Origin of the sequence: Kitasatospora putterlickiae (assembly GCF_039527695.1) — a bacterium.
Classification (GTDB): domain Bacteria; phylum Actinomycetota; class Actinomycetes; order Streptomycetales; family Streptomycetaceae; genus Kitasatospora; species Kitasatospora putterlickiae.
On record NZ_BAAAKJ010000117.1, the window covers coordinates 1 to 11,756 of the forward strand.

Annotated in this window: 11 protein-coding genes; 5 read left to right on the forward strand and 6 right to left on the reverse strand. The window is 73.9% G+C overall.

Annotation, left to right across the window (positions count from 1 at the left end; genetic code table 11):
- Nucleotides 1-216: 216 nt before the first annotated feature.
- Both ABD308_RS12235 and ABD308_RS12240 read right to left on the reverse strand, forming a co-directional pair.
- Nucleotides 217-684 carry a VOC family protein gene (locus ABD308_RS12235; RefSeq protein ID WP_344332526.1) on the reverse strand — a complete coding sequence of 156 codons (468 nt, stop codon included), beginning with the start codon at nucleotides 682-684 and terminating at the stop codon, nucleotides 217-219.
- A 199-nt stretch (nucleotides 685-883) separates the two neighbouring features.
- Nucleotides 884-1,906 carry a hypothetical protein gene (locus ABD308_RS12240; protein ID WP_344332529.1) on the reverse strand — a complete coding sequence of 341 codons (1,023 nt, stop codon included), beginning with the start codon at nucleotides 1,904-1,906 and terminating at the stop codon, nucleotides 884-886.
- Nucleotides 1,907-2,213: 307 nt separating this feature from the next.
- Here ABD308_RS12240 and ABD308_RS12245 point away from each other — a divergent pair, with 307 nt between their 5' ends.
- Nucleotides 2,214-2,780, forward strand: a complete 567-nt coding sequence (locus ABD308_RS12245; protein WP_344332532.1) for a CGNR zinc finger domain-containing protein — start codon at nucleotides 2,214-2,216, stop codon at nucleotides 2,778-2,780.
- A gap of 39 nt (nucleotides 2,781-2,819) precedes the next feature.
- Here the strand turns inward: ABD308_RS12245 and ABD308_RS12250 are convergent, their stop codons facing one another.
- The 3 genes from ABD308_RS12250 to ABD308_RS12260 form a co-directional block, all read right to left on the reverse strand.
- Nucleotides 2,820-4,313 (reverse strand): FAD-dependent monooxygenase, encoded by a 1,494-nt coding sequence (locus ABD308_RS12250; protein ID WP_344332533.1) that lies wholly within the window; start codon nucleotides 4,311-4,313, stop codon nucleotides 2,820-2,822.
- 209 nt (nucleotides 4,314-4,522) lie between these two features.
- Entirely contained in the window at nucleotides 4,523-6,223 is a 1,701-nt protein-coding gene (gene paaN, locus ABD308_RS12255) for a phenylacetic acid degradation protein PaaN (protein ID WP_344332537.1), read from the reverse strand.
- Between the two features lie 131 nt (nucleotides 6,224-6,354).
- Nucleotides 6,355-7,623, reverse strand: coding sequence for a hypothetical protein (locus ABD308_RS12260; RefSeq protein WP_344332540.1), 1,269 nt, complete (start codon nucleotides 7,621-7,623; stop codon nucleotides 6,355-6,357).
- A 125-nt stretch (nucleotides 7,624-7,748) separates the two neighbouring features.
- On the opposite strand from ABD308_RS12260, the gene ABD308_RS12265 reads away from it, so the two are divergent.
- Nucleotides 7,749-8,333: a TetR/AcrR family transcriptional regulator gene (locus ABD308_RS12265; RefSeq protein WP_344332543.1), complete on the forward strand. Its 585-nt coding sequence runs from the start codon at nucleotides 7,749-7,751 to the stop codon at nucleotides 8,331-8,333.
- 18 nt (nucleotides 8,334-8,351) lie between these two features.
- Here ABD308_RS12265 and ABD308_RS12270 read toward each other — a convergent pair whose 3' ends face one another.
- A complete protein-coding gene (locus tag ABD308_RS12270; protein ID WP_344332546.1) occupies nucleotides 8,352-8,813 on the reverse strand; it encodes an Lrp/AsnC family transcriptional regulator in 462 nt (153 codons plus the stop codon).
- A gap of 149 nt (nucleotides 8,814-8,962) precedes the next feature.
- On the opposite strand from ABD308_RS12270, the gene pdhA reads away from it, so the two are divergent.
- The 3 genes from pdhA to ABD308_RS12285 form a co-directional block, all read left to right on the forward strand.
- Nucleotides 8,963-10,105 (forward strand): pyruvate dehydrogenase (acetyl-transferring) E1 component subunit alpha, encoded by a 1,143-nt coding sequence (pdhA, locus tag ABD308_RS12275; RefSeq protein WP_344332549.1) that lies wholly within the window; start codon nucleotides 8,963-8,965, stop codon nucleotides 10,103-10,105.
- Nucleotides 10,102-11,109, forward strand: a complete 1,008-nt coding sequence (locus ABD308_RS12280; RefSeq protein ID WP_344332552.1) for an alpha-ketoacid dehydrogenase subunit beta — start codon at nucleotides 10,102-10,104, stop codon at nucleotides 11,107-11,109. The genes pdhA and ABD308_RS12280 overlap by 4 nt, the downstream gene beginning before the upstream one ends.
- Nucleotides 11,110-11,114: 5 nt before the next feature.
- Nucleotides 11,115-11,756 (forward strand): biotin/lipoyl-containing protein (locus ABD308_RS12285; RefSeq protein ID WP_344332555.1); only part of this gene is annotated, 642 nt, incomplete at its 3' end.

An 11,756-nucleotide genomic window follows, 5' to 3' on the forward strand; every position in this document is an offset into this window, starting at 1 on the left:
GTCGGCCGCGCCGGCCACCAGGACCCGCCGCTCGGTGAGGAAGCGGGCGGCCACCGGCGGGACGGTGCCGCCGATGGCGCGGCCGGAGTGGTCGGCGCGCTCCGTCCGGCCGGCCCGGTCCTGCACGGCCCGTTCGCCGGGGTGGTAGGGCGTGCCGGCGGTGTTCATCGCGGGTGCCTCCCTCGCGGTTGCCTTGGCTCGGGTCGGAAGCGGGGCCTAGAAGAAGCCGCAGGTCGGGGCCGAGGGGGTGGGTGCCTCGGCGCCGGTCGCGTCGACGCCCGCCGGCGTGTATATCTCCAGCCGGACGCCGTCCGGGTCGGTGAAGAAGATCCCGCCGGAGGCGGCGCCCTCACCGTGCGGGACGACGCCGTCGTAGGCGAAGGAGGCGCCGAGTTCCCGCAGCAGCGTCTCGGCGGCGCGGACCTCGTCGAGCGAGTCGACCTGGAAGGAGAGGTGGTGCAGGCCGGGCGCGCCGGTGGGGAAGGAGCCCTCGCTCTGCTGCCAGAGCGTCAGCACCAGGCGGCCGTCGCGTCCCAGGAAGGCGAAGCGGTGCTCCGGGTCGGTGCCCTCCTTGACCAGTTCCAGGCCGAGGACGGTCCGGTAGAACGCGGTCGAGCGGTCCAGGTCGGTGACGTTCAGTCCCACGTGGCCGGTCTGCAGGGTGCTGCTGATGGTGCCGGACATGCCTGATCACTCCCGTGGTCAGGGCGCCTGCGGGCGCCGCACTTAACCGTTGTGGAAGACAGTAGTGGTTAGTCTGAGGGAGCGTCAACCAGTACTCTCGGTTTCAGTGGTTAGGTTTTCCGGGTATGGCTTTGCCATGACAATGGCACGGAGGGGGCGGACGGAGGAGCGGGCGCGCGGGCGCCGGGCCGCGGTGCGGCTACTCCCACTCCCAGCGGACGCCGATGTGGCCCGGCTGCTGGTCGGGGGCGAGGACGTGGGCACTGGCCGAGGCGCCGATCCAGAGCTGTTCGCGGCGGCGGTCGACGTCCGCCCCCGGATCGCGGTCGTACCGCTCGCAGTGCGCCGGCACGGTCGCCGGGTCGAAGTGCACCTGGAGCACGTACTCGCGCACCGGCGTGGCGAAGCGGCGGCTGTACTCGGTCGTCCGGGCGCCGCCGGACGGGATCTCCACCTCGTACTCGAAGACGGTGCTGTCACCGAGGCCGAGCGGGCGGTCCAGCATCACCTCGCCGACGATCAGCCCCGCCTCCGGGCGGCGGCGCACCCGGCCGAGCCGGCCGTGCCGCACCCCGGTGATCTCCGGACAGCCGGTCGCCTCCTCGTCGGCCTTGTGCACCACCAGACAGCGGGTCACCCCGGACACCGTGGCGCGGACCACCTGGCGCATCCGCAGCAGGTTGCCCCGGCGGTCGGCGTCCACGTAGTACGAGTCGTGGACCGAGAGCCGCTCCAGCTCGCCGGCCGGCGGCGCGTCCAGCTCGGCGAACACCTCGGAGATGTCCTGCTCGCCCGGCCAGACGTCCTCGAGCCGCAGATGGCTGGTGCTGGCGTTGGCCGCCCAGCGGCCGCGCGGGCGGGGCGGGCCGAGCAGCGCGGACAGCGTGGAGTGCGGCAGGCCGAGCAGTTCCTCAAGCAGGTGAACGGCGCGCAGCGAGCTGGCGCGCTCGGGCTGGCTGCGTCCGCGCCGCCAGTAACTCAGCGTCGTGACACTGACCCTGACGCCCCGTTGGGCGAGCGCCGCGCGGATCCGGTCCAGGCTGAGGCCGCTGGCCTCGATCGCCACGTGCAGGGTGTCGGCGAAGCCGCCGGTGGGGCTGGGGCGTCCGGGCGTCGGGGCGGGCGACAGCGGCGGAGCGGGTGGCCGGGGAGCGGGCGCGGGTGTGTCCTGGCGCGTCCCGACCAGTCTGAGTCGTGCGTCCTGGGGGTGCTGTGAGGCCATGTGGTTACCTTCCCCACCGAGCGGGTCCGGCAGACCCGGAGCGGCGCCGGAACGCGCCGTCAACGGCCTCGCCGAGCTGTGGGGAACCCTATGCACGGTCGAGAGGCTACGTCATCAGTCGTGCGGATGACAGTGGTCACAGGGGGTGGACCCGCAGGTGAGCGATCTTGAAACAGTACGGAAACACACCGCCCTTTTCCCGCGCGGGCGACGGGATCCGGCCGGTCCACTGTCCTGTTCCGGCCAGGAACCGCCCGGGTCGGGCCGGACGTAGACTCGGGGACCGTTCGAGAGCCTGGGAGGGCCGATGACGGAGCGGACAGCAGACCCGCGGGACCCGCGCCCGCTGCTCGGGGAGCCGTTGGCGCTGGACCTGCTGAACACGCGGTGGGCCGGGGTGCCGGTCAACGACCTGTTCACGGCGCCCGACGGCCACGCGATCTGGCTCTCCTCGGCCGGGCTGGCCGGGCGCTGCGCGGCGGACGAGGCCGGGCTGGACGCCCTGCGCGAGGCCCGGGAGGCGCTGGCGGCGGCGGTCCGCGAGCTGGACGCGGGGCGGCTGCCCGGGCCCGGCGAGCTGGCCGGACTGGACGCGGTGCTGCGGCACGGGCGGGTGCGGCGGGAGGCCTCGGCGGCCGGGCCGGTGGACCGGGTCGAGATGGACGAGCCGCACCGGCTGGCCGCCTGGCTGGCGGTGGACGACTTCCTGGGGCTGCTGGCCCAGGGGCCGCGGCGGATCAAGAAGTGCGCGCACGAGGCCTGCATCCTGCACTTCTTCGACACCTCGCAGAACGGCCGCCGCCGCTGGTGCCGGATGGCGGTGTGCGGCAACCGGGCGAAGGCGGCCCGGCACTACGAGAAGGCGAAGGGCTGACCCCGGGACGGTCCGTCCGTCCCGGGGCGGCCCGGTGGGTCAGGCCTCGCCGAGCCACTCGGTGAGCGCGGCGCGCAGTTCGCCGGCGCCCGGGTCGACGGCGGCCCAGGCGGCGTAGCCGTCCGGGCGGATCAGCAGCACGGTGTCGCGCAGCTTGCCGTGCGGGTCGGCCGGGGCGGCGGTGACCAGGCGGTCGGCCCACGGGTCGGCGGCCGCCACCTCGTCATTGCTGACCAGCACGAACTCCCCGGCCCGCAGGGCCTCGTAGAGTCGCTCGGGGGCGGCCGGGGCGCCCTCGCGGGGCTGTTCCAGGGCGGTCAGCCGCAGGTCCGGGACGCGCTTGCCGACCAGCGGGTGGGCGTCCTTGGGCGCCGGGTAGGCGATGCCGATGCCGGAGATGGTGCGGGCGCCGCGCTCCACGACCAGGTCGACGTGCTCGGCGATCGAGGCGAGCGCGCCGCGCAGCGCCCGGGTGGCCGCCGACTGGGCGAGGGCGAGCCGGATCAGCGCGCCGGAGGTGCGCAGCACCATCCGGCCGACCGGGTGCCGCTCGGTCTGGTAGGTGTCGAGCAGCGCGTCGGTGGCCCGGCCGCGGACGGCGGCGGCGAGCTTCCAGGAGAGGTTGGCGGCGTCCTGCAGGCCGGTGTTCATGCCCAGACCGCCGGCCGGGGAGTGGCAGTGGGCCGCGTCGCCGGCCAGGAAGACCCGCCCGGAGCGGTAGTCGGGGACCTGCCGCTCGTCGCTGTGGAAGGTGGAGCTCCAGCGGACGTCGTGCAGGCCGTAGTCCTCGCCGAGGGTTTCGCGGGCGATGTCGGCGATCACGTCCAGCGGGGGCGGGGTGCCGTCGGTGAACCGCTCGGCGCGGTCCCAGGCGATGATCCGGTACCAGCCGTCGCCGAACGGGACCAGGAACGAGAAGCCGTGCTCGTTGGCTCCGACGGTGACCGCCTCGGCCGGCTCGCGCTCCAGCTGGACGTCCGCCAGCAGCACCGACTCGACCACCGACTCGCCGGGGAAGGGAAGGCCGAGCAGGTCGCGGACGGTGGAGTGGACGCCGTCCGCGCCGACCGCGTAGCGGGCCCGGTGGGTGGCGGCGGCGCCGTCCTCGACGGTCTCGACGGTGACGCCGTCGGCGTCCTGGCGCAGGCCGGTCACCTCGGCGCCGCGCAGGATCGTCGCGCCGGCCTTCACCGCCCGGTCGTGCAGCAGCCGCTCGGTGCGGTACTGCGGGGCGATCAGGACGAAGGGGAAGCGGCTGGGGAGGTCGGTGAGGTCGACCCGGAGCTTGTTGAAGAGCCGCAGGTGGCCGAGCGGCCGGCCGGTGGTGATGAGCTCGTCGGCGAGGCCCCGGGCGTCCAGCAGCTCCAGGCTGCGGGCGTGCACGGCGAAGGCCCGGGTGAGGTTGGACTCGGCCGCGCGCTTCTCCAGCACGGTGACGCCCAGCCCGGCGGCCGCGAGGTCGCCGGCCAGCAGCAGTCCGGTCGGTCCGGCGCCGACCACGATGACGTCGGTGACGGTCTGCTTCTCGCTCATGTGTCAGCTCCCGGTGCTCGAACAGCGGCTGGACGCCGTGTGTGGCGTTTCCCCGCCTCCATCATCGCCGCCCGGGAGCGACCTTGTGAATCTCCGGGCCCCGGCGAGTGGCCGGGGACCGGAGGAGAGCGCCGGTCTTCGGGACCCCGCCCCGGCTCGGAGGGCCGAGGCGGAGAGCCGCGTCGGAGTGTCCGGAGGCGGGCGGGCGGTCAGCTGTGGCGGCGGACCTCGACGGTGCGGAAGCGGTTGGCGACGAACGCGCCGTCGCAGTACGCGGAGTTGGCGGCCGGGTTGGCGCCGGTGCCGTGCAGGTCGGAGAAGGCGGCGGTCTGGTTGGCGTACACCCCGCCGGTGAGGTTGAGCGAGAGCGAGACGCCGGCGTCCAGGGCGGCCTCGACCAGGGCGGCCTCGACCTCGGGGGAGGTGGTGTAGCCGGAGGCGGTCATCGCGCCCTGGGTGCGGACGGTGTCGCGCAGCAACTCGACGGCGGCGGCGGTGTTCTCGACCGCGACGAGGAACGAGACCGGGCCGAAGCACTCGCCGCGGAAGACCGCGCGGTCGTCCGGCTTGTCGGCGTCCAGCTTGACCAGCGCGGGGGTGCGGACGGTCGCGCCGGGGAACTCCGGGTGCTCCACCGCCCGCGGCGCGAGCGCGAGTTCGCCGTACTCGCCGCCGGCCGCGGCGGCCGAGCGCCGCAGCACGCCCGGGTTGACCACGGCGCCGAGGACGGCGGTGGCGCGGGCGTCGTCGGAGAGCAGGCCCTCGACGGCGGCGGCGAGGTCGCGGACCACCTCGTCGTAGGACTTGGCGCCCTGGTCGGTGTCGATGCCGCCGCGCGGGATCAGCAGGTTCTGCGGGGTGGTGCACATCTGGCCGCTGTACAGCGAGAGCGAGAACGCCAGGTTGTTCAGCATCCCCCGGTAGTCGCCGGTGGAGTCGACGACCACGGTGTTGACGCCGGCCTTCTCGGTGTACACCTCGGCCTGCTTGGCGTGCTCCTCCAGCCAGTCGCCGAAGGAGGTGGAGCCGGTGTAGTCGATCAGCCTGATCTCCGGGCGCACGGCCAGGGTGGCGGCGACCGTGCCGCCCTCGTGCTCGGCGGCCAGGCAGACCAGGTTGGGGTCGAAGCCGGCCTCGGCGAGCGTCTCGCGGGCGATCCGCACGGTGAGCGCCAGCGGGAGGGCGGCGCGCGGGTGCGGCTTGACCAGCACCGGGTTGCCGGTGGCCAGCGAGGCGAACAGGCCGGGGAAGCCGTTCCAGGTGGGGAAGGTGTTGCAGCCGATCAGCAGCGCCAGGCCGCGCGGCACCACGGTGAACTCCTTGGTCATCACCAGCGGGTCGCGCTTGCCCTGCGGCTTGGTCCAGCCGGCGCTCTCCGGCAGCCGGGTCTGCTCGGTGTACGCGTAGGCGACGGCCTCCAGGCCGCGGTCCTGGGCGTGCGGTCCGCCGGCCTGGAAGGCCATCGGGTAGGCCTGGCCGGTGGTGTGCATGACGGCGTTGGCGAACTCGTGCGAGCGGGCGTTGATCCGGGCCAGGACCTCCAGGCAGACGGCGGCGCGGGCGAGCGGCCCGGCGGCGGCCCAGGCCGGGCGGGCGGCGGTCAGCGCGGCGATCAGCGCGTCCGGGCCGGCGTGCGGGTAGCCGACGCCCAGCTCCAGGCCGTACGGGGAGGCCTCGCCGCCGACCAGGTCGCCGTCGGAGGGGTGGCCGGGCAGCTCGAACGGCAGGTTCAGCAGCGACTCGAAGGCGGCCTTGCCGTCCGCGGCGGCGCTCTCGCCGTAGGCCTTGGGGAACTCGGGGTAGGGCGACCAGTAGTCGCGCTTGGCGGCGGCGTCGACGGCGGCCTCCAGGGTGGCCCGGTGGCGTTCGACGAGCTCGGCGACGTGGGGGTGGGTGACCGCTGCGGACATGGTGTGCGCTCCTCAGAGGGGAGGACGGGACACGTCACAGAGTAACCGAACGATCGGTCGGCTCAAGAGGGCAAAAGGGAGGCGCGTCCTGATTCGGACGCGCCCCTCTGGCCGGGTCGTGGGGGCGTGGTCTACGGGATGCCCAGCTCGAAGATCACATAGCCGGCGTACCAGCCGGAGGCGACCGCGCCGGTGCCGAGCACACCGGCCAGCACCGGCCAGCTCAGCCTGCGCATCGCCACCGCGAGCGCGATCAGCAGCGGGAAGGCCGGCAGCAGGTAGCGCGAGGTGTTGCCGAAGATGCCCAGGCTGCCGAGCACCGAGACGATGGTCGCCAGGGTGTACGCGGTCAGCACCAGCGGCGGGCGGAGCCGGATCAGCAGCACGATCAGCACCGGCAGGCTCAGCACCAGCAGCGTCGCCAGCATGTCCGAGGTGTGGTACGCGAAGGGGTAGTCGTTGCGGCCCAGCAGCACGCTGCGGACCGCGTACCAGGTGCCCTTGCCCCAGTCGAAGTAGTGCAGCCAGGCGTCCCGCTGGAGCGTGAAGTAGCCGCCCCAGTCGCCCATCCGCCAGCCCACCCAGCCGACGTAGCCGAGCAGCCCGAGCGGAGCCAGCAGCATCGCGGTCAGCGGACGCGCCACCCCGCTGTCCCGGCGGTACAGCTCCACCAGCGCGGCCAGGCCGACCGCGCCGATCAGCGCCGCCGAGGTGGGCCGGTTGAGGCCGGCGATCAGGGTGATCACCCCGGCGGCCACCCACTGCTTGGTCATCACGAAGTAGCAGGCCCAGGAGGCCAGCGCGACGAACAGCGAGTCCGAGTAGATCGCCCACTCGGCGCCCGAGCCGGGGGCGATCGCCCACAGGCCGGCCGCGATCACACCCGCGCGCGGACCGGCCATCTTGTCCACCACGGCGTAGATGCCGGCCGCGGCGAACAGCGAGGCGACCACCGACACCAGCATTCCGGCGCCGTAGAGGCCGAACGGGCTGATCTCCGAGACCAGCCGCATCAGACCCGGGTAGAGCGGGAAGAAGGCGGCCGAGTTCTGCTCGATGGTGAAGCCGGGGCTGCCGCCCGGCACCGGAACCAGCGCCGGGTGGTAGCCGAACTGGGCGACCTGCTGGTACCACCAGCCGTCCCAGCTGGCCAGCACGTCCCAGGGGTTGGCGCCGCCGCCGAACCGGGGGTGCTTCTTGAGGTAGTCCCCGGAGAAGGAGAGCAGTTTCATGAAGACGGTGAAGCCGACCAGCTTCAGCACGGCGTAGCACCAGACGGCCGGGCCGAAGCGCAGCACCAGTTCGCGGGCGCGTTCGCGCCAGTCCGTGGCGGGGGCGGCCGTCGATCCGCCGCTGCGCTGTTCGGGCAGATCGGATTCGACTGCCGGTATTGCGGACATCGGCTAACCCCACCTGCTCGGTCTTGGACGGATCGTCCGCCGAGTCTAGGGTCTGCCGCCGGGATTTGGTGTGGACCAGGGCACCCGGGCGCCGCCGTCCCGGGGCGGGCGGGGATACTCGGAGGATGGCCGATCACACCACGCGCACCGCCTACACCGTGGAGTCCCTGCTCGCGGTGACCGTCGACGTCTTCAACGAGCGCGGCTACGACGGCACCTCGATGGAGGACCTGTCGCGGGCGGCCGGCATCTCCAAGTCGTCGATCTACCACCACGTGCGGGGCAAGGAGGAGCTGCTCCGGCTCGCGGTGGGACGGGCGCTGGACGGGCTGTTCGCGATCCTGGCCGAGCCGGGCGCGGTGGACGGTCCCGCGGTGGAGCGGCTGGAGCACGTCGTGCGGCGGACCGCGGAGGTGCTGCTGACGGAGCTGCCCTACGTCACCCTGCTGCTGCGGGTGCGCGGCAACACCGCCACCGAGCAGTGGGCGCTGGAGCGCCGCCGGGAGTTCGACCACGAGGTGGCCGAGCTGCTGCGGGCGGCCGTGGCGGACGGCGCGCTGCGGTCGGACGTCGAACCGCGGCTGGCCACCCGGCTGCTCTTCGGCATGATCAACTCGATCGTGGAGTGGTACCGGCCCGGTCTGAAGTCCGCCGACGGGGTCGCGGACGCGGTGGTCCACCTGGCCTTCGACGGCCTGCGGGCCCGGTAGTCCTCCCGGCACCCCGCGTTAATCGGGCGGCACCTGGTCCGTTTCCTCGAAGACCAGCATGGTGCGGGTTCCCAGCACCTGGGGGATGGACTGGATGCTGCCCAGCACCAGCTCCCGCAGAGCGTGGTTGTCGGCGGTGTGCACCAGGAGCAGCACGTCGAAGTCCCCGCCGACCAGGGCGATGTGCGCGACGCCGGGCAGGGCCAGCAGCCGCTCGCGCACGGTGCGCCAGGAGTTCTGCACGATCTTCAGGGTGACGTAGGCGGACGCCCCCTGACCTGCCCGTTCGTGGTCCACCCTGGCGGTGAAGCCGCGAATGACGCCGTCCTCGACCATCCTGGATATCCGGGCGTACGCGTTCGCCCGGGACACGTGCACCCGCTCGGCCACCGAGCGGATCGAGGCCCGGCCGTCCTGCTGCAGCAGCCGCAGGATCGCCCGGTCGACCCGGTCGAGTCTGGACGTCTGTTCAGCCGACATGACCCCCCACCCCCAGTGATTGGACGCACTGCCACCAGTCGACCGCCCCCCGGGCCGATTGTCCACCACCTTCGCACGCTTCTGGTCAAGATGAACAGACGACCGAACAATCGGTAGGGAGCCCCCGCCACCCCTGGAGGTGCCCCGAGATGACCGTTCTCGACCACAGACACCACACGGCGGTACCCGGTTGGCTGCCCGGGGCGACCGCCCCCCGCACCGACCCGTCACCGCTGCTCCCGGACTCCGCTCCCGTCCGGGTCCTCGGTACCCCCGCGCTGGAGAAGCACGACCCCGCGCTGCTCCGCGAGCTGTACCGCCGCCTGGTCGTCGGCCGCCGGTACAACCAGCAGGCCACCACCCTCACCAAGCAGGGCCGGCTCGCCGTCTACCCGGCCTCCACCGGGCAGGAGGCCTGCCAGGTCGCCGCCGCGCTGGTGCTCGGCGAGCGCGACTGGCTGTTCCCCAGCTACCGCGACACCCTGGCCGTGGTCTCCCGGGGCGTGGACCCGCTGGAGGCGCTCACCCTGCTGCGCGGCAACGCCCACACCGGCTACGACCCCCGCGCCGGCCGGACCGCCCCGCTCTGCACCCCGCTGGCCACCCAGGCCCCGCACGCCGTCGGGCTGGCGCACGCCGCCCGGCTGAGCGGCGACCCCGTGGTCGCGCTGGCGCTGCTCGGCGACGGCGGCACCAGCGAGGGCGACTTCCACGAGGCGCTGAACTTCGCCGCCGTGCTGCGGGCCCCGGTGGTCTTCCTGGTCCAGAACAACGGGTACGCCATCTCCGTCCCGCTCAGCGCGCAGTCCGCCGCCCCGACGCTGGCCCACAAGGCCGTCGGCTACGGGATGCCCGGCCGGCTGGTGGACGGCAACGACGCGCCCGCCGTGCACGCCGTCCTGACCGAGGCCGTCGAGCGGGCCCGGACCGGCGGCGGTCCGACCCTGGTCGAGGCGCTGACCTACCGGGCCGAGGCGCACACCAACGCCGACGACGCCACCCGCTACCGGACCGAGGCCGAGGTGGCGGCCTGGCGCGAGCACGACCCGATCCTGCTGATGGAGCGCGCGCTGCGCGGGCTCGGGCTGCTGGACGACGCCCTGGTGCGGGAGGCGGCCGACGAGGCCGAGACGCTGGCGGCCCGGATGCGGGCCGAGTTCCACGCCGACCCGGAGCTCGACCCGATGTCCCTGTTCGCCCACGTGTACGCCGAGCCGACCCCGCAACTGCGCGAGCAGGCGGCGCGGTTGGCCGAGGAGCTGGCCGCCGAGGCCGAGGTGCGGCACTCATGAACACGGCGGTATCCCCCACGACCGGCACCCGCACCTCCAGCATGGCGCAGGCGCTCAACGCGGCGCTGCGCGACGCCATGCGCGAGGACCCGAAGGTGCACGTGCTCGGCGAGGACGTCGGCGCGCTCGGCGGCGTCTTCCGGATCACCGACGGGCTGACCGCCGAGTTCGGCCCGGACCGCTGCCTGGACACGCCGCTGGCCGAGGCGGGCATCCTCGGCACCGCCGTCGGCATGGCCATGTACGGGCTGCGCCCGGTGGTCGAGATGCAGTTCGACGCCTTCGCCTACCCGGCGCTGGAGCAGCTGTTCTCGCACGTCGCCAAGATGCGCAACCGCACGGCCGGCCGGCTGGCGCTGCCGATCACCGTCCGCATCCCGTACGGCGGCGGCATCGGCGGTGTCGAGCACCACAGCGACGCCTCCGAGGCGTACTACACCTCCACCCCGGGCCTGCACGTGATCACCCCCGCGACGGTGGCCGACGCGTACGGGCTGCTGCGGGCCTCGATCGCCTCGGACGACCCGGTGGTCTTCCTGGAGCCCAAGCGGATGTACTGGGGCAAGGCGGAGTTCGACCCGGCCGCCCCGGTCGAGCCGATCGGGCGGGCGGTGCTGCGGCGCACCGGCACCTCCGCGGTGCTGATCACCTACGGCCCCTCGCTGCCGGTCTGCCTGGAGGCGGCCGAGGTGGCGAAGGCCGAGGGGTGGGACCTCGCGGTGCTGGACCTGCGCACCCTGGTGCCGTTCGACGACGAGACGGTCTGCCGGGTGGTGCGCTCGCTGGGCCGGGCCGTGGTGGTGCACGAGGCCGGCGGTTTCGGCGGCACCGGCGCGGAGATCGCCGCCCGGGTCACCGAGCGCTGCTTCCACCACCTGGCCGCGCCCGTGCTGCGGGTCACCGGCTTCGACATCCCGTACCCGCCGCCGATGCTGGAGCACCACCACCTGCCCGGGGTGGACCGGATCCTGGACGCGGTCGCCCGGCTGCAGTGGGAGGACTGAGGATGATGCCCGTCGTGCGCGAGTTCACCCTGCCCGACCTCGGTGAGGGGCTCACCGGGGCGGAGGTGGTGCGCTGGCTGGTCGAGGTCGGAGAGGTGATCGCGGTCGACCAGCCGGTGGTGGAGGTGGAGACCGCCAAGGCGGTGGTCGAGGTGCCCTGTCCGTACGGCGGGGTGGTGACCGCGCTGTTCGGCGAGGTGGGCGAGGAGGTCGCGGTCGGCGCGCCGCTGGTGACGGTCGCGGTGTCGCCGGGCGAGGGGGAGAAGCCGCTCGCGGCGGCGGTCGCGGCGCCGGCCGAGTGGGCGGCGGAGGTGGAGCGGCCGCTGGTCGGGTACGGGGTCGCCGAACCGGGGCGGAGCGGGCGGCGGCGCCGGGTCGGCGCCGGGGCCGCGGCCGCTGCCCCCGATCCGGCTCCCGATCCGGCTCGGGCGCCGGTTCCGGCCCCGGTCGCCCAGGCCGCTCCGGTGGCCGTGCTGCCGGTGATCTCGCCGCTGGTGCGGCGGCTGGCCCGGGAGCAGGGGGTCGACCTGACGGCGGTCACCGGCAGCGGGCCGGACGGGCTGATCATGCGGGCGGACGTCGAACGGGCGGTCGCGGCGAAGGTCTCCGCGGCGCCGGTCGCCACGCCGGCCGCCGTTCCCGGGGCG

Coding starts and splice junctions, on each gene's coding strand:
- ABD308_RS12235 (WP_344332526.1), bottom strand. CDS start 684: ATGTCCGGCACCATCAGCAGCACCCTGCAGACCGGCCACGTGGGACTG.
- ABD308_RS12240 (WP_344332529.1), bottom strand. CDS start 1,906: ATGGCCTCACAGCACCCCCAGGACGCACGACTCAGACTGGTCGGGACG.
- ABD308_RS12245 (WP_344332532.1), top strand. CDS start 2,214: ATGACGGAGCGGACAGCAGACCCGCGGGACCCGCGCCCGCTGCTCGGG.
- ABD308_RS12250 (WP_344332533.1), bottom strand. CDS start 4,313: ATGAGCGAGAAGCAGACCGTCACCGACGTCATCGTGGTCGGCGCCGGA.
- paaN (WP_344332537.1), bottom strand. CDS start 6,223: ATGTCCGCAGCGGTCACCCACCCCCACGTCGCCGAGCTCGTCGAACGC.
- ABD308_RS12260 (WP_344332540.1), bottom strand. CDS start 7,623: ATGTCCGCAATACCGGCAGTCGAATCCGATCTGCCCGAACAGCGCAGC.
- ABD308_RS12265 (WP_344332543.1), top strand. CDS start 7,749: ATGGCCGATCACACCACGCGCACCGCCTACACCGTGGAGTCCCTGCTC.
- ABD308_RS12270 (WP_344332546.1), bottom strand. CDS start 8,813: ATGTCGGCTGAACAGACGTCCAGACTCGACCGGGTCGACCGGGCGATC.
- pdhA (WP_344332549.1), top strand. CDS start 8,963: ATGACCGTTCTCGACCACAGACACCACACGGCGGTACCCGGTTGGCTG.
- ABD308_RS12280 (WP_344332552.1), top strand. CDS start 10,102: ATGAACACGGCGGTATCCCCCACGACCGGCACCCGCACCTCCAGCATG.